We start from the raw sequence: 20,793 nt of genomic DNA, 5'->3' as shown, positions 1-20,793 counted from the left end.
ACTGAGAGAGCGTGATCTGGATCACGTTGTGTTTGGTGTGGTGAAGCTCGGGTAAACGAGCGCCTTTCGCCAGGTGGCGCGGGTGTTCTCGCTAGCGCCAGTGCACCGATCCAGGCCCCGCCGGTACCGTCGCCTCGGCCTTCGCCCGGATCTCCCGCATCACGGCGACGATCCGCTCCTCGTGCTCCGGGGTGAGCCGGGCGACCGGCACCGAGCAGCTGATCGCGTCCAGCGCGGGGGAGTCGTAGCGCAGCGCGAAACCGAAGCCGACGATCCCGCTCACGCCCTCCTCCCGGTCCACGGAGTGGCCGCGGGCCCGGACCCGCGCGAGGTCGGCCGCCAGGGACTCCCGGCTGGTGTGCGAGTTCGGGGTCAGTGCCTCGTACGGCCCTTCGGGCAGCTCCTCGTCCGGGCGTTCCGCCAGCAGTGCCTTGCCCAGCGCGCCCGCGTGGGCGGGCAGCCGGCGCCCCACTCGGCTGATCGTGCGCAGGTACTCGTGCGACTCCCGCGTCGCCAGATAGGTCACGTCCCGGCCGTCCAGGCGCCCCAGGTGGATGGTCTCGCCGAGTGTCTCGGACGCCTCGTCGAGATACGGCCGTACGGTCCGCACCCGGGGGTCCGAGTCGAGGTAGCTGGTGCCGGTGAGCAGGGCGTGGATGCCGATGCCGTACAGGGAGCCGGTGACGTCGGTGCGGACCCAGCCGCGCGAGATCAGGGTCTGGAGCAACGCGTACATCGAGCTGCGCGGCACGCCGAGTTCATCGGCCAGCTCCTGCAGCCGGGCCGGGCGGTCGCCGCGTGCCGCGAGGAGTTCCAGCAGCTCGACCGTACGCGCCGCGGACTTCACTTCGCGGACGCCCCCTGTGTCTGGCATGACCCGATCGTAATCGGGCGGCCTCGGGCGGTTGACGTTCGCGTATCCAACCGCCATTCTCATATATAGATGACGTCTACATAAGGAGATGACCGTGAGCGCTGGCGCTGGACCGGAAGCGGTCGCGCAGCGGCTGCGGGACGGCATGGCCGGTGGCGTGCTGTCGTTCCCGCTGACCAGCTTCCGCGACGACGGCACCCTCGACCCGGACGGCTTCCGCGCCTACGTCGCGGAGCGGCTCGCCGCCTCGCCCGGCGCCGTCTTCCCCGCCTGCGGCACCGGCGAGTTCTTCTCGCTGGACGAGGACGAGTACCGCCAGGTCGTCACCGTCACCGTCGAGGAGGCGGCGGGCCGCGTCCCCGTCGTGGCCGGCATCGGATACGGCTGGGCGCAGGCCGTGCGGTTCGCGCGCATCGCCGAGGAGGCGGGCGCCGACGCGCTCCTCGTGCTGCCGCACTACCTCGTCGCCGCCCCGCAGGACGGCCTGGTCGCCCAGCTGGAACAGATCGCCGCCCGCACCCGGCTGCCGCTGATCGCCTACCAGCGCGGCCAGGTCGCCTTCACCGCCGAGTCGCTCAAGCGCATCGCGGCCCTGCCGAACGTCATCGGCCTCAAGGACGGCCACAGCGACCTCGACCGGCTGCAACGGCTCACGTTCGCCGCCCCCGAGGACTTCCTGTTCTTCAACGGCGCCTCCACCGCCGAGATCCAGGCCCGCGCCTACGCCACCGTCGGCGTCCCCGCCTACTCCTCCGCCGTGCACGCCTTCGCCCCGGAGATCGCCGACGCCTTCTTCGCCGCCCTGCGCGACGGCGACCACGGCACGGTCGACAAGCTGCTGCGCGACTTCTACGTCCCGCTCGTCGAACTGCGCGACCGCGTCCCCGGGTACGCCGTGTCGCTGGTGAAGGCGGCGGCCCGGCTGTGCGGCCACCGGGTCGGGCCGGTGCGCGCCCCGCTCACCGACCCCTCGCCCGCCGACCTGGCGACCCTCACCACCGTCCTCAGCACCGGTCTCGACCTCGTAGGAGCCGCCCTGTGAACCTCGCCGTCACGGACGTACGGCTGACGCCGATCCTGGTCGCGGACCCGCCGCTGCTGAACACGCAGGGCGTCCACCAGCCGTACACGCCCCGGCTGATCGTCGAGGTCGTCACAGCCGACGGGATCACGGGCGTGGGGGAGACCTACGGCGACGCCAAGTACCTGGAGCTGGCCCGCCCCTTCGCCGAGCGGCTGAAGGGGCACCAGGTCAGCGATCTGAACGGCCTGTTCACGCTCGCGGACCAGGTCGCCGTGGACCGCTCCCGGGTCGAGAACGCCGTCGACGTCGGCGGGCTGCGCGGTGTCCAGACCGCCGACAAGCTGCGGCTGTCCGTCGTCTCCGGCTTCGAGGTCGCCTGCCTCGACGCCCTCGGCAAGGCGCTCGGACTGCCCGTGCACGCGCTGCTCGGCGGCAAGGTGCGCGACGCCGTCGAGTACAGCGCCTACCTGTTCTACAAGTGGGCCGGCCACCCGGAGGGCGTACCCGCCGAGAAGGACGACTGGGGCGCCGCCGTCGACCCTGCGGGCGTGGTGGAACAGGCCCGCCGGTTCAAGGAGCGCTACGGCTTCACCTCCTTCAAGCTCAAGGGCGGCGTCTTCCCGCCGGACGAGGAGATCGCGGCCGTACGGGCACTGGCCGAGGCGTTCCCGGGGCATCCGCTGCGGCTGGACCCCAACGGCGCCTGGTCCGTCGAGACGTCGGTCGAGGTGGCCCAGGAGCTCGGGGAGGTCCTGGAGTACCTGGAGGACCCCGCGCTCGGCACTCCCGCCATGGCCGAGGTCGCCGAGCGGACCGGGGTGCCGCTGGCCACCAACATGTGCGTGACGACGTTCGCCGAGATCAAGGAGGCGTTCACCAAGGGCGCTGTCCAGGTCGTGCTCTCCGACCACCACTACTGGGGCGGCCTGCGCAACACCCAGCAGCTCGCCGCGATCTGCCGCACCTTCGGCGTCGGCGTTTCGATGCACTCCAACACCCACCTGGGCATCTCGCTCGCCGCGATGACCCACGTGGCGGCCACCGTCCCCAACCTCCACCACGCCTGCGACTCCCACTACCCCTGGCAGTCGGAGGACGTCCTCACCGAGCGGCTGACCTTCGAGGGCGGCAAGGTCGCGGTGTCGGACGCGCCCGGCCTCGGCGTGGAGCTCGACCGCGAGCGCCTCGCCGTACTGCACCGGCGGTGGCTGGACGACGACGGCGCGCTGCGGGACCGTGACGACGCGGCGGCCATGCGGATCGCAGACCCCGAGTGGGTGACGCCCTCGATGCCGCGCTGGTAGGACATGACTGCGTGATCGGCGTCACGTTGTCGGTGGTGTGGTGCAGACTGGCCTGATCCGCACCACGTCAGGGAGCGCACCGTGATCGCGTCCACCGCCCCGGCCGGAAAGGGCCCGAGAAAGGGATCGCACCGCCAGACCCAGGTCGATCCCCTCGCCCCGCTGCGCGTGCCGGACGACCCGCCCTGGGACGTCTATCTCACCGGCACCGTCTTCCTCGACATCATCTTCACCGGGCTCGACTCCGCCCCGGTGCGCGGGACCGAGTCCTGGGCGCGCGGGATGGGGTCGAGCCCCGGCGGCGTCGCCAACATGGCGACCGCGCTGGCCCGCCTCGGCCTCAGGACGTCCCTCGCGGCGGCCTTCGGCGACGACCACTACGGCGACTACTGCTGGGACGCCCTGGAGCACGGCGAGGGCATCGACCTCTCCCCGTCGCGCACGGTGCCCGGCTGGCACTCCCCGGTGACCGTCTCCATGGCCTACGAGGGGGAGCGCACGATGGTCTCGCACGGCCATGAGCCGCCCCCGGAGGAACCGGCCCCCGAGTGCCCGCCCCGCGCCCGTGCCGCCGTCGCCTCCCTCGCTCCGGGCGTGAGCGCGCCCTGGATCGCCCAGGCCGCGAGCAAGGGCACCCGGGTCTTCGGCGACGTCGGCTGGGACGACACCGGCGCGTGGGACCTGGCGGCACTGCCCGACCTGCGGCACTGCGAGGCGTTCCTGCCGAACGCCCAGGAGGCCATGCGCTACACGGGCGCCGACTGCCCACGGGCCGCGGCGCACGCCCTGACCGAGTACGTGCCGCTCGCGGTGGTCACACTCGGGGCGGACGGGGCGTACGCGGTGGACCGGCGTACGGGCGAGACGGCGGAGGTACCGGCCATCGAGGTCGAAGCCCTCGACCCCACGGGGGCCGGTGATGTGTTCGTCGCCGGGTTCGTCACCGGCACGCTGGCGGACTGGCCGCTCGCGGACCGGCTGGCCTTCGCCGGGCTGACCGCGGCGCTGTCGGTGCAGGAGTTCGGCGGATCGCTGTCCGCGCCTGGGTGGTCGGAGATCGCGGGGTGGTGGCGGAAGGTGCAGTCGGTGGAGGGGCAGTCGCAGGCGGCGTTGCGGCGGTACGGGTTCCTCGCGGGGCTGGTACCGGAGAAGCTGGTCAGACCCTGGCCGTTGCGGAGGGCGGTTCCCACGATCGGGTTCCGGCGCTCGGCGTGATCCAGCGAAGCGGTCGGTTGGGAAGCGGCCGGTCAAGGGAATTGCCGACCTCGTTTCCAACCCCACCCCTAAAAGCCCTACGGCGTTGTCAGTGCTCCGTCGTACCCTTGGAATCGCGAGGCCGCCCTCAGCTACGCGGCCGTGACGAGGAGGAACCGCAGGCCTTAAGCGCCGGCCCATGACTCAGACACCTACAGCTCACACCCCCGCGCAGGAGCAGGCGAGAGCGCAGTTCACCGTCCCCGCCCAGCACCCCATGGTGACCGTGCTGGGGTCCGGCGACAGCCTCCTGCGCGTGATCGAGAAGGCCTTCCCGGCGGCCGACATCCACGTCCGGGGCAATGAGATCAGCGCGGTCGGCGACCCAGCGGACGTCGCCCTCATTTCGCGCGTGTTCGACGAGATGATGCTGGTGCTCCGCACCGGGCAGCCGATGACGGAGGACGCAGTGGAACGCTCGATCGCCATGCTGAAGGCGAGCGAGAACGGGGAGAGCGACGGCCAGGAGACCCCGGCCGAGGTGCTCACGCAGAACATCCTGTCCTCGCGAGGCCGCACGATCCGCCCCAAGACGCTCAACCAGAAGCGCTACGTGGACGCGATCGACAAGCACACCGTCGTCTTCGGCATCGGCCCCGCCGGTACCGGCAAGACGTACCTGGCGATGGCCAAGGCCGTGCAGGCCCTGCAGTCCAAGCAGGTCAACCGCATCATCCTGACCCGCCCGGCGGTCGAGGCCGGAGAGCGCCTCGGCTTCCTGCCCGGGACGCTCTACGAGAAGATCGACCCGTATCTGCGCCCGCTCTACGACGCGCTGCACGACATGCTCGACCCGGACTCGATCCCCCGGCTGATGGCCGCGGGGACCATCGAGGTCGCGCCGCTGGCGTACATGCGTGGCCGTACGCTCAATGACGCCTTCATCATCCTCGACGAGGCCCAGAACACCTCCCCCGAGCAGATGAAGATGTTCCTCACCCGCCTCGGCTTCGACTCGAAGATCGTGATCACGGGTGATGTGACGCAGGTCGACCTCCCGGACGGCACCAAGAGCGGTCTGCGGCAGGTGCAGGACATCCTGGAAGGCCTGGACGACGTCCACTTCTCCCGGCTGTCGTCGCGCGACGTGGTCCGGCACAAGCTGGTGGGCCGTATCGTCGACGCGTACGAGCAGTACGACACCAAGCACGGCACCCAGAACGGCGGGCACAAGAGCCGCGGCAAGTCCGTGCACAAGGGGAAGTAGACAAGCACAACACCATGTCGATCGACGTCAACAACGAGTCCGGCACCGAGGTCGACGAGCAGGCGATCCTCGACATCGCCCGCTACGCGCTCGCACGGATGCGCATCCACCCGCTCTCCGAGCTCTCGGTGATCGTCGTGGACGCCGACGCCATGGAGCAGCTCCACATCCAGTGGATGGACCTCCCCGGCCCCACGGATGTCATGTCCTTCCCGATGGACGAGCTGCGCCCGCCGTCCAAGGACGAGGACGAGCCGCCGCAGGGGCTGCTCGGCGACATCGTGCTCTGCCCCGAGGTCGCCACCAAGCAGGGAGCCGAGGCCGACACGCAGCACTCCATGGACGAGGAGCTCCAGTTGCTCACCGTCCACGGGGTGCTGCACCTGCTGGGCTACGACCACGAGGAGCCGGACGAGAAGGCCGAGATGTTCGGCCTCCAGGCGGCCATCGTGGACGGCTGGCGCTCGGAGCGGGGCCTGACCGGCCCGTCCCCGGCGCCGACGGTCTCGTAGAGCCTGCCGATGAATCCGCAAATCGCCCTGGGCGCGGTCGCCCTGGTCGTCGTGGCCTGGCTCGCCGCCTGCGCGGAGGCGGGCCTGGCGCGGGTCTCCAGCTTCCGCGCCGAGGAGGCCGTGCGCTCCGGGCGCCGCGGCAGCGCCAAGCTCTCCCAGGTCGCCGCCGACCCGACCCGCTATCTGAACGTGGCGCTGCTGGTGCGCGTCGCCTGCGAGATGGCCGCGGCCGCGCTGATCACCTACGGCTGCCTGATGGAGTTCGACAACACCACCGAGGCCCTCCTGGTCGCCATCGCGGTCATGGTCCTCGTGTCGTACGTCGCCGTCGGCGTGTCCCCGCGCACCATCGGGCGCCAGCACCCGCTGAACACGGCGACGGTCTCGGCGTACGTCCTGGTGCCTCTGGCCAGGATCATGGGCCCGGTCCCCTCGCTGCTGATCCTCATCGGCAACGCGCTCACCCCCGGCAAGGGCTTCCGCCGCGGTCCCTTCGCCTCCGAGGCGGAGCTGCGCGCGCTGGTCGACCTCGCCGAGAAGGAGTCCCTCATCGAGGACGAGGAGCGCCGCATGGTGCACTCGGTCTTCGAGCTGGGCGACACCCTCGTCCGTGAGGTCATGGTCCCGCGCACGGACCTGGTGGTCATCGAGCGTTTCAAGACCATCCGCCAGGCCCTCACCCTCGCCCTGCGCTCCGGCTTCTCCCGCATTCCGGTGACCGGCGAGAGCGAGGACGACATCGTCGGGATCGTGTATCTGAAGGACCTGGTCCGCAAGACGCACATCAGCCGCGAGGCCGAGTCCGAGCAGGTGTCCACGGCGATGCGCCCGGCGTTCTTCGTGCCCGACACCAAGAACGCGGGCGACCTGCTGCGCGAGATGCAGAAGGAGCGCAACCACGTCGCCGTCGCCGTCGACGAGTACGGGGGCACGGCCGGCATCGTCACCATCGAGGACATCCTCGAGGAGATCGTCGGCGAGATCACCGACGAGTACGACCGTGAGCTGCCGCCGGTGGAGGACCTCGGCAAGGACCGCTTCCGGGTCACCGCCCGCCTCGACATCGGCGACCTGGGCGACCTGTACGGCCTGGAGGAGTTCGACGACGAGGACGTCGAGACGGTCGGCGGCCTGCTGGCGAAGGCGCTGGGCCGGGTCCCCATCGCGGGTGCGTCGTCCGTGGTCGACCTGCCCGACGGCCGGAAACTGCGCCTGACCGCGGAGGCCGCGGCCGGCCGCCGCAACAAGATCGTGACGGTGCTCGCGGAGCCGGTGGAGCCGGCGGACGCCGCTCAGGAGGAGACGCCGGAATGACCCCGCAGGAGCTGCGCGCGTTCTGTCTGTCGTTCAACGCGGCGGTGGAGGACTTCCCGTTCAGTCCGGAGATCTCGGTCTTCAAGGTCCAGGGCAAGCTCTTCGCCCTGTCGCATCTCGACGCGTGCCCCCTGAAGGTCAACCTCAAGTGCGACCCGGACGACGCGATCCGGCTGCGCGGCGAGCACGAGGGCCTGATCGTCCCCGGCTGGCACATGAACAAGCGGCACTGGAACACGGTCACGGCCGACGGCGACCTCCCGGACCAGCTCGTCCGGGAGCTCATCGAGGACTCGTACGACCTCGTGGTCGCGGGCCTGCCGCGGGCGGACCGCCTGCGCCTCGACCGGCCCTGAGACGGGGCCGGGGCGGTCGCTACGTATGCTCGGATCATGACCGACAGCAGCGCGCTCGACCCCGAGGACCGCAAGATCGTCACCCTGGCCCGTTCCGCGCGGGCCCGCAACGGTGTGCCCGAGGGGGCGGCCGTACGGGACGAGACCGGACGTACGTATGTCGCGGGGACCGTGGCCCTCGACTCCCTGAAGCTCAGTGCCCTGCAGACGGCGGTGGCGATGGCGGTGGCCTCGGGGGCGACGTCCTTGGAGGCGGCGGCGGTCGTGACCGAGGCGGAGACCGCGTCCGCGGAGGACCGTGCGGCGGTACGGGACCTCGGCGGCGCGGGGACGCCGGTGCTGGTGGCCGGGCCCGACGGGTCGGTCAGGACCACCGTGACCGCTGGTTGACGTGTTGGCCGCTGGGTGACGTGTTGGCCGAACTTCGGTGTAACCGGCGGTAATTAGGCCAGATTTCAACCTTGCCGCCGCCTGCCCCACGCGCATCAATGGAACCGTCAGTTCCGACGGACCGTCAGGTTCGACTCTCGGCAGTGTGTCCGCATCCACGTGCCGAGCGGTCCACCCCCCCCCACGGAAACGGAGCCGGAATCCCATGAGACGCAAGCGAATCGGAGCAGGTGCGGCGCTGGCTGCCGGGGCCCTCGCGGTCAGCGGGCTCGCCTTCGCCCCCGCGGCCCTCGCCGTCACCCCCCAGACGGCGACGATCAGCGCGGACTGCGGCACCTTCGGCAGTGGCCAGGCCACCCTCACGGCCACGCAGAACGGCACCGCCGCCACCGTCACCGTCAAGTCCTCGGCGATCACCGCGCCGATCGCCCTGGGCGCGGACTCGATCGCGTCCACGCTCACCCTGGTGAAGTCAGGCGGCGGTACCGTCGTCTTCGCCGGTACCAAGAACCCGGCGATGGCCGCCGGCGCCCCCGTCGAGGTCGGCCCCCTCAACGGCACCGTGGCCTCCGGCGACAGCCTGGAGGCCTTCGGCGGCTCGCTGAAGATGACCGTCTTCGGCATCACCATCACCTGCACGGCGACCGGACCGCAGTCGCCGGGCCCGTTCGTGTTCGACTGAGGATCCTGAGACCGAAGCGGCGCGGCCCCCGGGTGTCAGAGCGCGTCGGGGCCGCGCTCGCCCGTCCGCACCCGTACGACGGTGTCGACGGGCAGCGCCCACACCTTCCCGTCGCCGATCTTGCCGGTGTGCGCGGCCTTCACCACCGCGTCGATGACGGCCTCGGCGTCCGCGTCCTCGACGACGACCTCGATACGGACCTTCGGCACCAGGTCGACCTGGTACTCGGCGCCGCGGTACACCTCGGTGTGGCCGCGCTGCCGGCCGTAGCCGCTGGCCTCCGTCACGGTCAGGCCGTGCACACCGAGTTCCTGCAGGGCGTTCTTGACCTCGTCGAGGCGGTACGGCTTGACGATCGCGGTGATGAGCTTCATGCCTGGGGGGTGACCTTCTGGGCGTGGGGGACGACGGAGGAGGAGACCGGGGCGCCGTGGCCCAGGACCCCGTGATCGTAGGCCGTCTCGGCGTGCACCGTAAGGTCCAGGCCGGTCCGCTCCTGCTCCTCGTCGGCGCGGAAGCCCAGGGTGACGTCGATCAGCTTGCCGATGCCGTACGTCACGGCGAACGCGTACACCGCCACCACGGCCACGGCCACCACCTGCTTGCCGAGCTGGGCGAGGCCGCCGCCGTAGAGGAGGCCCTCGGCGCCGCCGGTCATCGAGTCGACGGCGAAGACGCCGATGAGGAGCGTGCCGATGACACCGCCGACCAGGTGGACGCCGACGACGTCCAGGGAGTCGTCGTAGTTCAGCTTGAACTTCCAGCCCACGGCGTAACTGCAGACGGCACCCGCGGTGAGGCCGACGACCAGGGCGCCGAGCAGGGAGACCGAGCCGCAGGACGGGGTGATGGCGACCAGGCCGGCGACCGCGCCGGACGCGGCGCCCAGGGTCGTGGGGTGGCCGTCGCGCTTCTGCTCGACGAAGAGCCAGCCGAGCAGGCCGGTGCAGCCCGCGGCGAGGGTGTTGAGGAACGCGGCGGCCGCGAGGCCGTTGGCGCCGAGGGCGGACCCGGCGTTGAAGCCGAACCAGCCGAACCAGAGCAGACCGGCGCCCAGCATCACCATGGGCAGGTTGTGCGGGCGCATGGAGTCCTTCTTGAAGCCCAGACGGGGGCCCAGGACCAGGCACAACGCGAGCCCCGAGGCGCCGGAGACGATCTCGACGGGCAGGCCCCCGGCGAAGTCGAGGGCGCCGAGCCTCTCCAGGATCCAGCCACCGGGGCCCCACACCCAGTGCGCGACCGGAACGTATACGAGCAGCGCCCACACCGGCACGAAGACCAGCCACGCCCCGAACTTCGCCCGGTCGGCCACCGCGCCGCTGACCAGCGCGGCCGTGATGATCGCGAAGGTGAGCTGGAAGGTGGCGAAGAGGAGGGTGGGGACGGTCCCCTGGACACTGTCCGGGCCGAGGCCACTCATGCCGACGTGCTCGAGGCCGCCGATCAGGCCGCCCGCGGCGTCCTCGCCGAAGGCGAGGGAGAACCCGGCCGCCAGCCACACCACCGTCACCAGGGCGATCGACACGAAGCTCATCATCAGCATGTTGAGCACGCTCTTCGTGCGGACCATGCCGCCGTAGAAGAGGGCCAGGCCGGGAGTCATCAGCAGGACGAGGGCGGTGGCGGCGAGCAGCCAGGCGGTGTCGCCTGTGTCGGCGCTTGCGGCGGCGAGGGTCACGGTTGTCTCCAACGGTGCGGGGGCTCGTCAGAGGTTCACCGGAGCGCGTTTCCGGTTGCGTACGGGTATGTTTCCGTGACGTTTCGTTGCGTGAGGGTTTCGGGAAGCTCACGACGCACGTCCGGTACAGGGCGGCTCCGGGGATCAGGGAGAATGGGCGCCATGAGCGTTCGTACCCAGTCATCCGAAGAGTCGGCCGAAGCGGTCCACAGGGCTGGCTTCGCCTGCTTCGTGGGCCGTCCCAACGCGGGCAAGTCCACCCTCACGAATGCTCTGGTCGGCCAGAAGGTGGCGATCACGGCGAACCAGCCGCAGACGACGCGGCACACCGTGCGGGGCATCGTGCACCGCCCGGACGCCCAGTTGATCCTGGTCGACACCCCGGGGCTGCACAAGCCGCGCACGCTGCTGGGCGAGCGGCTGAACGACGTCGTGCGCACGACGTGGGCCGAGGTGGACGTGATCGGCTTCTGCCTGCCGGCGAACGAGAAGCTCGGCCCCGGCGACCGCTTCATCGCGAAGGAACTGGCGTCCATCAAGAAGACGCCGAAGATCGCGATCGTCACGAAGACCGACCTGGTGGACGGCAAGGCGCTCGCCGAGCAGCTCATCGCGATCGACCAGCTCGGCAAGGAGCTCGGCTTCGAGTGGGCGGAGATCGTCCCGGTGTCGGCGGTCGGCGACAAGCAGGTGAGCCTGCTGGCCGACCTGATCGTCCCGTTCCTGCCGGAGGGCCCGGCGCTCTACCCCGAGGGCGACCTGACCGACGAGCCCGAGCAGGTCATGATCGCGGAGCTGATCCGCGAGGCCGCGCTGGAGGGCGTCCGCGACGAGCTGCCGCACTCCATCGCCGTCGTCGTCGAGGAGATGCTGCCCCGCGAGGACCGCCCCGCCGACAAGCCTCTCCTCGACATCCACGCCTTCGTCTACATCGAGCGCCCCAGCCAGAAGGGCATCATCATCGGCCCCAAGGGCAAGCGTCTGAAGGAGGTCGGCATCAAGTCCCGCAAGCAGATCGAGGCGCTCCTGGGCACGCCGGTCTTCCTGGACCTCCACGTGAAGGTCGCGAAGGACTGGCAGCGGGACCCCAGGCAGTTGCGCAAGCTGGGGTTCTGAGAGGCCGCTTCACGGTCACCCGGCTCCGCCCTTCAGATCTGCCGTGCGCGGCACGCGGAGGTCCCCGGGCTGCTGGGCGCGCAGGAGCGACCTGTAGTGCTCACTGCTGTCGAGGAGCTCCCCATGGCTGCCCGTGGCGACGACCCGGCCGGCGTCGAGGACGACGATCAGGTCCGCGGCGCGGATGGTCGACATGCGGTGCGCGATCACGAGCAGCGTGCACTCGCGCGCCGTTTCCCGCATCGACCCGCGCAGCGCCGCTTCGCTGACCGCGTCCAGATGGGCGGTCGGCTCGTCCAGCAGGAGCAGGCGAGGCCGGGCCAGCAGAGCCCGGGCGATCGCGATCCGCTGGCGTTCGCCACCCGAGAGCGCCATACCGTGCTCACCGGCGTCGGTGTCCAGACCCTCCGGCAGACGTTCGATCAGGTCCGTGAGGTGCGCCAGCCCGACCACCCGGTCGAGCTCTTCAGGCCCGGCGTCCGGGACGGCGTAGGTGAGGTTCTCCCGCAGCGTGCCGTACAGCACCGGGGCATGCTGTTCCACCAGACCCACCTGGGCCCGGTGTTCGGCTCGGCCGGTGTCCCGTATGTCACGGCCGCCGAAGAGGATGTGGCCGCGGTCCGGGTCGTAGAACCGCTCGATCAGGGCGAAAACAGTGGACTTTCCGACTCCCGAGCTGCCGATCAGGGCGACATGGGAGTGCTCCGGTGCCTCGAAGGTCACGCCGCGCAGGACGGGGCGTCGCGGTTCGTAGCCGAACCACACGTCACGGAACTCCAGCGCGGGCGCTCGCGGCCGGCCGCTGTCGCCGTCCGCCGGGCCGGCCGCCGGAGCCCCGGCTCCTGACACGGCGTCCTGCTCCGTGGGCAGCTCCATCACCTCCGTGACCCTGCGGTACGCGCCCACGCCCTGCTCCATGGTGCTGAGCGACTGGAACAGCATGCCGATCGGCTCCACCAGGTAGATCATGTACAGCAGGAAGGCGGCGAGATCGGCGATCGACCCCTGCCGGTCGGCGACGCGCATGCCGCCGATGAGCAGCACGACGACGAACGATCCCTTGACGGCCAGCTGGATCGCCGGTGCCACCACGGCGTCCAGCTTCGCCATCCGCACGCTTCCCGCATAGGCCGACCTGGCGCCGTCCGCGATGCGATCGGTCTCGCGCTGCTCGGCGCGGCTGGCCCGGACGGTGCGGATGGCGCCGAGCGCGCGCTCCAGATCAGCGGTCATCGCCCCCGTGGCCCGCTGCGTGAACAGCGACGCCACCTCGATGCCGTGCAGCACCGAGACCACGATCACGGCGGCGATCGCCACCATGCCCAGCACGACGAGGAACATCAGCCAGTCGAGCCAGATCATCAGCGCCACGACGCCGATCAGCCCGATGACACCGGTGATCGCTTCGGTGAAGCCCTCCGCGACGAGCAGCCGCAAGGTGGTGCTGTCGGTGCTGGTGCGCGAGATCAGGTCGCCGATGCGGTGGCGGTCGTAGACGGCCATGGGCAGTCGCAGTACCTGCTTGATCAGGCCGAGCCGGATTCCCAGGACGATCCCTTCGCCGGTGCGGGCCAGGACGAACTGGGCGAGGCCCTGCACCAGTGCCTGGGCGAGGAAGAGGGCGACGAGCAGGGCCAGGGCGGGCCCGATCGCGGTTTTGGACCCGGTCGCCTCGATCACCTGCCTGACCAGCAGCGGCTGGGCCAGGCTCAGAGCCGATGCCCCCAGCGTCAGCAGGACGGCGAGCGCGACCCACCGCCGGTGGCCGTGCAGCAGGCGCAGAAAGTCCCACGGGGCGGTCCGGCTCCGCTCGGCGGTCTCATCCGTCGCTTCGGGCTTCATGGACCACGGCCTCGCGGCTGACGGAACCAGGAGCGCAGGGCACGGTGAACAGGGGGCGGAAGTAGTCGGGCGGGTGGTTCTCTCCCACCGGCACCCCTTCCGCCTCCACCCAGGCGTGCGCACCGAAGGGCGGCAGGCGCCGCGCGCCCACGCACCAGGTGGGCCACTGGCCGTGCAGGCGGCACAGCAGGATCGTGGCCAGGGACCGGGGCAGGCACCCTTCCCGCCCTCCGCACGCCAGGCTGACCGCGACGACGGAGTCCCGGGCGGCGCGGGTCCGTTCGAGGGTGGCCGGACGGGCGCCCCGGCGCAGCCACTCCAGCACGGTCCTGATGCGCCGTGGGCGTCGGCGGGCCAGCAGCCGCGCGGCGCCGACGGCGAGCCGGACCGGGATCCGGCGCCGCAGGGGCACCGAACGCGGGTCGTGGAAGATCGCCTCCGGTGAGGTCATCGCCGCCTCCTCCCCGCCAGCCGGCCGAGTCCGTGGGGCCGTCGGCCGTGCTCCCCAGGGCCGGAGTCGTCCTCGCCCAAGCCCGCCGAACGCAGTTCGCCGACCAGCTCCCGGACGTCCCGGTGCGCGGTGCCGATGTCCACCGCGTACTCCTCGCTGAGCATCCGCGCGGCATCTGCTTCGGTGCCGCCGTCCAGCAAGGTCCGCAAGGTGAGGGCGGCGCTGGGATTGAGCGTCCAGTACTGGTCGCGGTCCTCGTCGAGGAGCGTGATTCCGTAGTCCGTCTCCGCCGTGAACACACCCTCACGCAGCTTGAATGCCATCGGCCCTCTCCAGCTCCAGCGTGCGGAGCCACAGCTCGCACACCACGGTCTGGTACAGCGCGTCGAACGGCAGGTCCGGGGGCAGCGGCCGACCGCACATCTCGCGCAGCACCTCCGCGTCGATCAGGCCGGACCGGGCCAGCCGGGAGTCCTCGCACAGAGCCAGCAATTCGCCGCGCTGCTCCCGCATCCCGGCCTCCGCCTCGTACGAACCCTCGTCCTTGGTGTGGCGGGTCAGGCTCTCGTCGGGAACGATGCCGCGCATCGCCTCGACGATGAGCGGCTTGTACTGCCAGGGGGTGATCCTGTCCTGCGGCCGTACCGCCAGGCCCGCTTCGATCACGCGGTCGTCGTAGTAGGGGGCGGCGAGGGTGAGCCCGGCGCGGGTGGCCAGCTGCCCCACCTGCCGGACCATGCGGGCGTTGTTTCCCATGGCCTCCAGCTCGATGTGCTGTCCGCGCCCCTCGGCCAGTGGTTCGGTGGTGTGCGCCGCGGTGCGGATCAGCTCTCGTACGGCCTCGACGGCGTCCGGTGTCGCCCATGGGGGGAGCCGCGGTGGCGTCCCCCAGTCCAGCGCGGGCGTCTCCAAGGGGGGCGGAACGTCGGTGAGCAACTCGCCGGCCCGGGCGAGCCAGGCGCGGTAGGAACTGTTGTCCCACAGCTGCCGGAGCGTCTCCCGATACGGCCACGGGCCCTGGGCGGCGAAGCCACGCAGGCGCTGCCACGCGGTCCTGGGGTGGGTTCGTATCAGCGTGTGCAGATGCGCGGGCGAACCGGCGAGCAACTCGTCCCCGCCGAAGCCCGTCAAGTGCATGCGCGAGCCCTGTGCGGCGGCCAGCCGTGGAATGACCAGACAGCGGCTGGGATGCATCATCGCCGGGCACGGCTCGTCGAAGCGCTCGTCCACCTCCCGAAGGCCCTCGAACACCATCGGCAACCGGTCTCCGGCGATGACGTGGTGTCCGACGCCGCCCAGTCCCGCGACCGTCCGGCGGGCCCAGGTCACGTCGTCGCACAGGGGGTCGAGGCCGTCGGCGGTGTAGGCGATGACCTTCGCCGTGCCGCGTGCGGCCAGAGCACACACCGAGGTCGAATCCAGCCCGCCCAGGTCGCAGCTCACCAGGTCCCGTCCGCGGACGCGGACCTCCACCGCCGTCGAGAGCGCCTCCCGCAACGCCGGCGCGCCCTCGGGCATCGGCACCACCGGCTCGGGAGGCGCCCACCACGCCACGGGCCGTCCCCGGCCGTCGGCGTCGAGCGCCAGGTAGTGGCCGATTCCCACGGCGCCCACCTCGCGCCACACCGGCTCGCCGGCCAGCGGGTGGGGGGCGCACGGATTCAGCAGGCGGGCCGCCAATCGCTGCTCGTCGACGTCCGCGTCGAGCAGGGCGGCCAGCACGTCGGCCCGGTCCGCGGCCACGGTGGCGTCACCGATCCTGGCGTGGAACACCCGGCGAAAGCCGGTGAGACTCCCCTGGACACGCCCCCGTCCGGCGACCGAGGCGATCAGATGGGAACTCCCGGCCATGCCACGGGCCAGCGCGTCCAGGCCGGAGAGGGTGCCGACGCGGCCGGCCGCCGGGCCGAGCCGGTCGGTGGTGATGGCGTGTTCACCGAGGACCGCGATCTTCGTCCGGCCCGCCTCACCGACGGTCAGGGCACCGGTGGACCAGCGGCCGAGCAGCCACGGCCGTCCCGATGGGTGGCTGACCTCCTGGATCCCGCGGGTGCGGAGCGCGGCAGCCACCCGGGCCGCCGCAGCACAGTCCGGAAGGACGACCAACCAGCCGGGCCCCTCGCCGGAATCAGGAAAATCGACCATGCCGGTCCTTTCCTGATCTGGGCGGCAGGACTGACGCCCCACCGCCACCTGGAGATCTCGCGCCGGTGGAACAACCGGCGGATCAGAAGAACCTCCTCCGGAAGAACCAGAACCGTTCCGGTCCGGCCCTGAAGCCAAGACCGGTCTTGCGGAATGAGCCGACCGCGGTCAGCGTCGGACGCTCGTAGGTGCGCATGTCGTTGCACCTCCTGAACTGCGCGCGTCGCTATCGGGTATCTACTCCACAATAGGCACCAGTGCTACCAAATGACCAAAATGTCCAGCTCTGTCGTTGATTCAACATTCAGGATCGAGCACGCCGCGTCATAACGCCGTCGCCAGGCTCGCCCAGACCGCGTTGCCGCCCGTGAGGGGCGAGCGGACGATTCCCCAGCTGTCGGCTATCTCGCGGACGAGCAGGAGCCCGCGCCCGTGCTCGTCGTCGGGGCCGGGGCGGCAGCCGGGGATGCCGCGGCCCGTCAGGTCGCCGTCGTGCACCTCCAGCCGGAAGCGGTCGTTCGCCACCCGTGCGACCCCGCAGAGTATGCGCTCACTGAGCGTGTGCAGCACGGCGTTGGTCACCAGCTCGGACACGAGCAGGACGGCGTTCGCGCACACCTCGTCGGGCACCTGCCACGAGTCCAGTCGCGCGCGCGTGGCATGACGGGCGCTTCTCACGCTGGTCCGGTGCGGCGGCAGTTCAAGCCAGTGGGTGCGGCCCGGGCGCACCGCGTCCAGGAAACGGGGGGAGGTCGTGTGGGGGGACACGGCGGTCGCCTTCCGTGGGGGGTGGGAAGGGGCGAGGCGGACAGCGGACCGGCCGGAAAAGGGGAGTGGGGGGTTCCGGTGTCCTGGTCACACAAGTAACTATGCTCGCAGAGCAGTTCACGCTGCAACCATCTCCCTGATAATTTCAAACGGAACGCATCGCACCGCTCGGTGGTCCGGCAGCACGCTCAAGTCCCTGCTTACCTTGCGCCGATGACGATCCCTCAGGAGGTACGGCGTGAACGACGCGCGATCAGGCACCGGCGCCGGCGCACCCACCGTTCTCCGCATGATCCTCGGCCGTCGGCTCCAGGAGGCCCGGCAGGGCGCGGGCCTCTCGCTCGACGACGCGGCCAAGGCCCTGCGCGTGACACCGCTGACCATCCGCCGCCTGGAGAAGGCCGAGGTCGGCCTGAAGATCCTCTACGTCGAGAAACTGCTGGAGACCTACGGCGCCGGCCGGCAGGAGATCGAGGAGTTCGTCACCCTGGCCGAGCGGGCCAACGAGCCCGGCTGGTGGCACCCGTACCGCGATGTGATGCCGTCCTGGTTCACCGCCTATGTGAGCCTGGAGACCGGTGCCAGAACGCTGCGCACCTATGAGCCGCAGTACGTCACCGGACTGCTCCAGACGCCCGGGTACGCGCGTGCCGTGCTGGGCGGTGGGTTCCCGAACGACGACGAGGAGGACCTCCAGCGGCGCGTGGAGCTGCGGCTGCGCCGCCAGAGCCTGCTCACCAGACAGGACACGCCCACGCTCTGGGTCGTGATGGAGGAGGCCGTACTGCACCGCGTGGTGGGCGGCCCCGAGGTGATGCGGGAGCAGATCGACCGGCTCCTGGAGGTGTCCGAGCTGGAGCACGTCAGTGTCGACATCGTCCCGTTCTCCGCGGGCGCCCACGTCGGGGCGTGCGCGCCGTTCACCTACTTCCGGTTCGAGGAGCGGGAGCTGCCCGACATCGTCTACAGCGAACTCCTCTCCGCCTCCGTCTACCTCGACCAGCGGGCCGACGTCGTGGCCCATCTGGAGGCGCACAACCGGCTGTCTCTGAAGACCTCGTCCGCGGACAGCAAGGCGCTGTTGAACCGCATGCGGAAGGAGTACGCATGACCATCGCCGAGGGCACCGTCTACAACGGGATGCCCGCGTCGGACCTGGGGGAGCAGGGCTGGGAACGGCCCTGGAGCGGTCCGAACGGGGGGCAGTGCGTGGAGGCCAAGCAACTCGCCGACGGCCGCGTGGCGGTCCGGCAGTCCACGGACCCGGCCGGTCCCGCGCTGATCTACACGCCCGAGGAGATCACCGCGTTCGTCGCGGGGGTCAAGCAGGGCCTGGCCGACCATCTGACGGCTCACTGAAGCCCCACCGAGCCGGACTCGCACCACCACCCCCCACCGAGAGGCACCCCCCCACATGAGCAACTCGCAGGCCGCGCGGGACATCGACACCAGCAGGCCGCACTCCGCCCGCATGTACGACTACTACCTCGGCGGCAAGGACCACTTCGAGGTCGACAAGCAGGCCGCCGAGCGGGTCGCCGAGGCCTACCCCGCCATCTTCGTGTGCGCCCGTGAGAACCGGGCCTTCATGCACCGGGCCACCCGGGTCCTCGCACGCGAGCACGGCATCCGCCAGTGGCTGGACATAGGCACCGGCATCCCCACCGAGCCCAACCTGCACCAGGTGGCCCAGTCCGTGGTCCCCGACGCCCGGGTGGTCTACGCCGACAACGACCCCCTCGTCCTGAAGTACGCCGAGCGCCTGATGCGCAGCTCCGCCGAGGGCCGTACGACGTACATCGAGGCGGACGTCAACGATCCCCAGACGCTGCTGAACGCGCCCGCGCTGGCCGAGATCCTGGACCTGAGCCGCCCGGTCGCGCTGTCCCTCAACGCCCTGATGCACTTCGTCACCGACGCCCAGGACCCCTATGGCATCGTGCGCCGCCTGCTGGACGTCCTGCCCTCGGGCAGCGCCCTGGCGCTGAGCCACTGCACGCCCGACTTCGACCCGTCGACCTGGCAGAAGGTCACCGACATCTACACATCCGCCGGGACGCCGGTGCGGTTCCGCTCGCAGGCGGACGTCACCCGCTTCTTCGAGGGCCTGGACCTGCTGGAGCCGGGCGTCACGGTGGGCCACCGCTGGCGCCCGGACCCCACCGACGGCGACACCCCGACGGACGCCGAGGTCAGCCTGTGGACCGGCGTGGGCATCAAGCCGTAGCGCCCTGGGCCTTCAGCAGCTCCCGGTACCAGCGGTACGACGACTTCGGGGTCCGCTCCTGGGTCTCGAAGTCGACGTGGACCAGGCCGAAGCGGCGTGCGTAGCCCTCCGCCCACTCGAAGTTGTCGAGCAGGGACCAGACGAAGTAGCCGCGCACGTCGACGCCCGCCTCCAGCGCCCGGTGCAGGGCCCGGACATGGCCGTCCAGGTAGGTGATGCGGTCCTGGTCGTCGACGCCCGGGTACGAGCAGCCGTTCTCGGTGATGACGACGGGCGGGAGCCGGTCGCCGTAGCGCTCGCGGAACGTGGTGAGGAGTTCGGTGAGGCCCTCGGGTACGACCGGCCAGCCGAAGTCCGTGACGGGGTGGCCCGCGATCTCCCGTACGGAGAAGGGCAGTTCGGCGGGCATGGAGACGCCGCCGAACTCGATCTCCGTGCCCTGCGGGGCGCCCACCCGGGTCGGCGCGTAGTAGTTGACGCCGTACCAGTCGACCGGCTCGGCGATCACCTTCAGGTCGGCCTCGACGTCCCCGGGCATCAGCTCGCCGATGCCGTCCGGGTACCGGCCCAGCAGCAGCGGGTCCGCGAAGAGGCGGTTCAGCAGCAGGTCGTAGAACTCGGCCGCCTCCACGTCCGCCGCCTCGGTCGACGCCGCCCAGGTCGGGCCGTGCGAGTTGGCGACGCCGATGTCCGTGGCACCCGAGGCGCGCAGCGCCCGGACGGCCAGCCCGTGGGCCAGCAGCTGGTGGTGCGCGACCGGCAGCGCGTCGAACAGCAGCTTCCTGCCCGGTGCGTGCACGCCCAGGGCGTGGCCCAGCAGGGTGTGCTCGGCCGGCTCGTTCAGAGTGATCCACTTCGTCACCCGGTCACCGAGGCGGTCGGCGACCAGGGACACGTACTCGGCGAAGCGGGCGGCCGTGTCCCGCTCCAGCCAGTCCAGGTCCGCCGGCAGGTCCCAGTGGAACAGGGTCGGCACCGGGCGGATCCCCGCAGCGCACAGGTCGTCCACCAGCCGGTCGTAGAAGTCCAGGCCCTTCTCGGAGCGCACCCGCGGCCAGGAGACCGAGAAGCGGTACGCGTTCACGCCCAGCCCCGCCAGCAGCGCCACGTCCTCCCGGTGGCGGTGGAAGTGGTCGCAGGCCACCGCCGCCGTCGAGCCGTCCTTCACCCGTCCCGGCTCGGCCGTGAAGGCGTCCCACACGGACGGCTCGCGCGCGTCCGCCGCCCCCTCGATCTGGTGCGCCGAGGTCGACACGCCCCAGAGGAAACCGGCCGGGAAACGGGGAATCGGGTTGCCTGCGTCAGTCGCCATGCGCGGATCATCCGTACCGGCGGTAACTCAAGTCAACAGGCCGCCGCCCAGGACCTGTTACGCCCCCTCCTTGAGGACCCGCGAGATCAGCTTGCGCTGCTCGTCCGTCAGCCGGGGATCCGAGCAGTAGACCGTCCTGCCGTCCACCGTGATCTGGTAGCTGAAACCGTCCGGCACCCCGATCGGCGGAGTGCCCCGGCCGGCGGCCACGGCCCGCTCGGCCAGGGCGTGCCACTCGGCGGCATCGGAGCGGCCCGAGGTGTCCACCTCGGCGAACCGCTCGATGCCCGCGAACCCGCCCGTGCGCCTCACCTGAATACGCATGGCACCTGTC

At 70.9% G+C, this 20,793-nt stretch carries 24 protein-coding genes; 13 read left to right on the top strand and 11 right to left on the bottom strand.

Annotation, left to right across the window (positions count from 1 at the left end; all coding sequences use genetic code 11):
- Positions 1-91: 91 nt before the first annotated feature.
- On the bottom strand, positions 92-874 hold the full coding sequence (locus AC07DF_RS24715; RefSeq protein ID WP_478975271.1) for an IclR family transcriptional regulator: 783 nt from the start codon (positions 872-874) through the stop codon (positions 92-94).
- A gap of 88 nt (positions 875-962) precedes the next feature.
- Between AC07DF_RS24715 and AC07DF_RS24710 the strand changes: the two genes are divergently transcribed.
- The 9 genes from AC07DF_RS24710 (at position 963) to AC07DF_RS24670 (ending at position 8,917) form a co-directional block, all read left to right on the top strand.
- Entirely contained in the window at positions 963-1,916 is a 954-nt protein-coding gene (locus AC07DF_RS24710; protein ID WP_478975268.1) for a 5-dehydro-4-deoxyglucarate dehydratase, read from the top strand.
- Positions 1,913-3,202: a glucarate dehydratase family protein gene (locus AC07DF_RS24705; RefSeq protein WP_478975265.1), complete on the top strand. Its 1,290-nt coding sequence runs from the start codon at positions 1,913-1,915 to the stop codon at positions 3,200-3,202. Before AC07DF_RS24710 ends, AC07DF_RS24705 begins: the two co-directional genes overlap by 4 nt.
- An 81-nt stretch (positions 3,203-3,283) precedes the next feature.
- Positions 3,284-4,417 carry a carbohydrate kinase family protein gene (locus AC07DF_RS24700; protein ID WP_478975262.1) on the top strand — a complete coding sequence of 378 codons (1,134 nt, stop codon included), beginning with the start codon at positions 3,284-3,286 and terminating at the stop codon, positions 4,415-4,417.
- Positions 4,418-4,595: 178 nt separating this feature from the next.
- The gene (locus AC07DF_RS24695; RefSeq protein WP_478975259.1) at positions 4,596-5,663 is read left to right on the top strand and encodes a PhoH family protein; all 1,068 of its coding nucleotides are present in this window, start codon (positions 4,596-4,598) and stop codon (positions 5,661-5,663) included.
- Between the two features lie 14 nt (positions 5,664-5,677).
- Positions 5,678-6,175 carry an rRNA maturation RNase YbeY gene (gene ybeY, locus AC07DF_RS24690; protein ID WP_184592507.1) on the top strand — a complete coding sequence of 166 codons (498 nt, stop codon included), beginning with the start codon at positions 5,678-5,680 and terminating at the stop codon, positions 6,173-6,175.
- Positions 6,176-6,184: 9 nt separating this feature from the next.
- A complete protein-coding gene (locus tag AC07DF_RS24685; protein WP_478975255.1) occupies positions 6,185-7,489 on the top strand; it encodes a hemolysin family protein in 1,305 nt (434 codons plus the stop codon).
- Entirely contained in the window at positions 7,486-7,845 is a 360-nt protein-coding gene (locus tag AC07DF_RS24680; protein ID WP_478975252.1) for an MmcQ/YjbR family DNA-binding protein, read from the top strand. The genes AC07DF_RS24685 and AC07DF_RS24680 overlap by 4 nt, the downstream gene beginning before the upstream one ends.
- A 36-nt stretch (positions 7,846-7,881) precedes the next feature.
- On the top strand, positions 7,882-8,235 hold the full coding sequence (locus tag AC07DF_RS24675; protein ID WP_478975249.1) for a cytidine deaminase: 354 nt from the start codon (positions 7,882-7,884) through the stop codon (positions 8,233-8,235).
- A 205-nt stretch (positions 8,236-8,440) separates the two neighbouring features.
- On the top strand, positions 8,441-8,917 hold the full coding sequence (locus AC07DF_RS24670; protein WP_478975246.1) for a hypothetical protein: 477 nt from the start codon (positions 8,441-8,443) through the stop codon (positions 8,915-8,917).
- 35 nt (positions 8,918-8,952) lie between these two features.
- On the opposite strand, the gene AC07DF_RS24665 is transcribed toward AC07DF_RS24670, so the two are convergent.
- Complete coding sequence (locus AC07DF_RS24665; protein WP_478975243.1) at positions 8,953-9,291, bottom strand: P-II family nitrogen regulator; 339 nt, start codon at positions 9,289-9,291, stop codon at positions 8,953-8,955.
- Positions 9,288-10,598, bottom strand: a complete 1,311-nt coding sequence (locus AC07DF_RS24660; protein WP_478975240.1) for an ammonium transporter — start codon at positions 10,596-10,598, stop codon at positions 9,288-9,290. The genes AC07DF_RS24665 and AC07DF_RS24660 overlap by 4 nt, the downstream gene beginning before the upstream one ends.
- Positions 10,599-10,751: 153 nt before the next feature.
- On the opposite strand from AC07DF_RS24660, the gene era reads away from it, so the two are divergent.
- Positions 10,752-11,714, top strand: a complete 963-nt coding sequence (era, locus tag AC07DF_RS24655) for a GTPase Era (RefSeq protein ID WP_478975237.1) — start codon at positions 10,752-10,754, stop codon at positions 11,712-11,714.
- Positions 11,715-11,729: 15 nt separating this feature from the next.
- On the opposite strand, the gene AC07DF_RS24650 is transcribed toward era, so the two are convergent.
- From AC07DF_RS24650 to AC07DF_RS24625, 6 genes are all read right to left on the bottom strand, one after another.
- Positions 11,730-13,556 (bottom strand): ABC transporter ATP-binding protein, encoded by a 1,827-nt coding sequence (locus AC07DF_RS24650; protein WP_478975234.1) that lies wholly within the window; start codon positions 13,554-13,556, stop codon positions 11,730-11,732.
- The gene (locus AC07DF_RS24645; RefSeq protein ID WP_478975231.1) at positions 13,534-14,007 is read right to left on the bottom strand and encodes a lasso peptide biosynthesis B2 protein; all 474 of its coding nucleotides are present in this window, start codon (positions 14,005-14,007) and stop codon (positions 13,534-13,536) included. Before AC07DF_RS24645 ends, AC07DF_RS24650 begins: the two co-directional genes overlap by 23 nt.
- Entirely contained in the window at positions 14,004-14,330 is a 327-nt protein-coding gene (locus AC07DF_RS24640; RefSeq protein WP_478975228.1) for a lasso peptide biosynthesis PqqD family chaperone, read from the bottom strand. The genes AC07DF_RS24645 and AC07DF_RS24640 overlap by 4 nt, the downstream gene beginning before the upstream one ends.
- A complete protein-coding gene (locus tag AC07DF_RS24635; protein WP_478975225.1) occupies positions 14,311-16,152 on the bottom strand; it encodes a lasso peptide isopeptide bond-forming cyclase in 1,842 nt (613 codons plus the stop codon). The genes AC07DF_RS24640 and AC07DF_RS24635 overlap by 20 nt, the downstream gene beginning before the upstream one ends.
- Before the next feature lie 82 nt (positions 16,153-16,234).
- Positions 16,235-16,348 (bottom strand): keywimysin-related RiPP, encoded by a 114-nt coding sequence (locus tag AC07DF_RS24630; RefSeq protein ID WP_107092234.1) that lies wholly within the window; start codon positions 16,346-16,348, stop codon positions 16,235-16,237.
- A gap of 128 nt (positions 16,349-16,476) precedes the next feature.
- Positions 16,477-16,920 (bottom strand): ATP-binding protein, encoded by a 444-nt coding sequence (locus tag AC07DF_RS24625; protein ID WP_478975221.1) that lies wholly within the window; start codon positions 16,918-16,920, stop codon positions 16,477-16,479.
- A 238-nt stretch (positions 16,921-17,158) separates the two neighbouring features.
- On the opposite strand from AC07DF_RS24625, the gene AC07DF_RS24620 reads away from it, so the two are divergent.
- From AC07DF_RS24620 to AC07DF_RS24610, 3 genes are read left to right on the top strand one after another with little or no spacing between them, the layout of a single operon-like run.
- Positions 17,159-18,031, top strand: a complete 873-nt coding sequence (locus AC07DF_RS24620; RefSeq protein WP_478975218.1) for a helix-turn-helix domain-containing protein — start codon at positions 17,159-17,161, stop codon at positions 18,029-18,031.
- Positions 18,028-18,279: a DUF397 domain-containing protein gene (locus AC07DF_RS24615; protein ID WP_189723446.1), complete on the top strand. Its 252-nt coding sequence runs from the start codon at positions 18,028-18,030 to the stop codon at positions 18,277-18,279. The genes AC07DF_RS24620 and AC07DF_RS24615 overlap by 4 nt, the downstream gene beginning before the upstream one ends.
- 55 nt (positions 18,280-18,334) lie before the next feature.
- Positions 18,335-19,147 (top strand): SAM-dependent methyltransferase, encoded by an 813-nt coding sequence (locus AC07DF_RS24610; RefSeq protein ID WP_478975214.1) that lies wholly within the window; start codon positions 18,335-18,337, stop codon positions 19,145-19,147.
- On the opposite strand, the gene AC07DF_RS24605 is transcribed toward AC07DF_RS24610, so the two are convergent.
- Both AC07DF_RS24605 and AC07DF_RS24600 read right to left on the bottom strand, forming a co-directional pair.
- Positions 19,137-20,459 carry a GH1 family beta-glucosidase gene (locus tag AC07DF_RS24605; protein ID WP_478975211.1) on the bottom strand — a complete coding sequence of 441 codons (1,323 nt, stop codon included), beginning with the start codon at positions 20,457-20,459 and terminating at the stop codon, positions 19,137-19,139. The two genes, AC07DF_RS24610 and AC07DF_RS24605, sit on opposite strands and share 11 nt — an antisense overlap.
- Before the next feature lie 57 nt (positions 20,460-20,516).
- Complete coding sequence (locus tag AC07DF_RS24600; protein ID WP_478975208.1) at positions 20,517-20,783, bottom strand: protealysin inhibitor emfourin; 267 nt, start codon at positions 20,781-20,783, stop codon at positions 20,517-20,519.
- Positions 20,784-20,793 lie beyond the last annotated feature (10 nt).

The organism is Streptomyces sp. NPDC044719 (assembly GCF_056433405.1).
Note: the sequence above shows the minus strand (reverse complement) of the source record. Positions and strands in the feature narration are given on the sequence as shown.

What these genes read in the sequence shown, in the direction of transcription:
- AC07DF_RS24715 (WP_478975271.1), bottom strand. Translation starts at nt 874, where the DNA reads ATGCCAGACACAGGGGGCGTCCGCGAAGTGAAGTCCGCGGCGCGTACG.
- AC07DF_RS24710 (WP_478975268.1), top strand. Translation starts at nt 963, where the DNA reads ATGACCGTGAGCGCTGGCGCTGGACCGGAAGCGGTCGCGCAGCGGCTG.
- AC07DF_RS24695 (WP_478975259.1), top strand. Translation starts at nt 4,596, where the DNA reads ATGACTCAGACACCTACAGCTCACACCCCCGCGCAGGAGCAGGCGAGA.
- ybeY (WP_184592507.1), top strand. Translation starts at nt 5,678, where the DNA reads ATGTCGATCGACGTCAACAACGAGTCCGGCACCGAGGTCGACGAGCAG.
- AC07DF_RS24685 (WP_478975255.1), top strand. Translation starts at nt 6,185, where the DNA reads ATGAATCCGCAAATCGCCCTGGGCGCGGTCGCCCTGGTCGTCGTGGCC.
- AC07DF_RS24680 (WP_478975252.1), top strand. Translation starts at nt 7,486, where the DNA reads ATGACCCCGCAGGAGCTGCGCGCGTTCTGTCTGTCGTTCAACGCGGCG.
- AC07DF_RS24675 (WP_478975249.1), top strand. Translation starts at nt 7,882, where the DNA reads ATGACCGACAGCAGCGCGCTCGACCCCGAGGACCGCAAGATCGTCACC.
- AC07DF_RS24670 (WP_478975246.1), top strand. Translation starts at nt 8,441, where the DNA reads ATGAGACGCAAGCGAATCGGAGCAGGTGCGGCGCTGGCTGCCGGGGCC.
- AC07DF_RS24665 (WP_478975243.1), bottom strand. Translation starts at nt 9,291, where the DNA reads ATGAAGCTCATCACCGCGATCGTCAAGCCGTACCGCCTCGACGAGGTC.
- era (WP_478975237.1), top strand. Translation starts at nt 10,752, where the DNA reads ATGGGCGCCATGAGCGTTCGTACCCAGTCATCCGAAGAGTCGGCCGAA.
- AC07DF_RS24650 (WP_478975234.1), bottom strand. Translation starts at nt 13,556, where the DNA reads ATGAAGCCCGAAGCGACGGATGAGACCGCCGAGCGGAGCCGGACCGCC.
- AC07DF_RS24645 (WP_478975231.1), bottom strand. Translation starts at nt 14,007, where the DNA reads ATGACCTCACCGGAGGCGATCTTCCACGACCCGCGTTCGGTGCCCCTG.
- AC07DF_RS24640 (WP_478975228.1), bottom strand. Translation starts at nt 14,330, where the DNA reads ATGGCATTCAAGCTGCGTGAGGGTGTGTTCACGGCGGAGACGGACTAC.
- AC07DF_RS24635 (WP_478975225.1), bottom strand. Translation starts at nt 16,152, where the DNA reads ATGGTCGATTTTCCTGATTCCGGCGAGGGGCCCGGCTGGTTGGTCGTC.
- AC07DF_RS24630 (WP_107092234.1), bottom strand. Translation starts at nt 16,348, where the DNA reads ATGCGCACCTACGAGCGTCCGACGCTGACCGCGGTCGGCTCATTCCGC.
- AC07DF_RS24615 (WP_189723446.1), top strand. Translation starts at nt 18,028, where the DNA reads ATGACCATCGCCGAGGGCACCGTCTACAACGGGATGCCCGCGTCGGAC.
- AC07DF_RS24610 (WP_478975214.1), top strand. Translation starts at nt 18,335, where the DNA reads ATGAGCAACTCGCAGGCCGCGCGGGACATCGACACCAGCAGGCCGCAC.
- AC07DF_RS24605 (WP_478975211.1), bottom strand. Translation starts at nt 20,459, where the DNA reads ATGGCGACTGACGCAGGCAACCCGATTCCCCGTTTCCCGGCCGGTTTC.
- AC07DF_RS24600 (WP_478975208.1), bottom strand. Translation starts at nt 20,783, where the DNA reads ATGCGTATTCAGGTGAGGCGCACGGGCGGGTTCGCGGGCATCGAGCGG.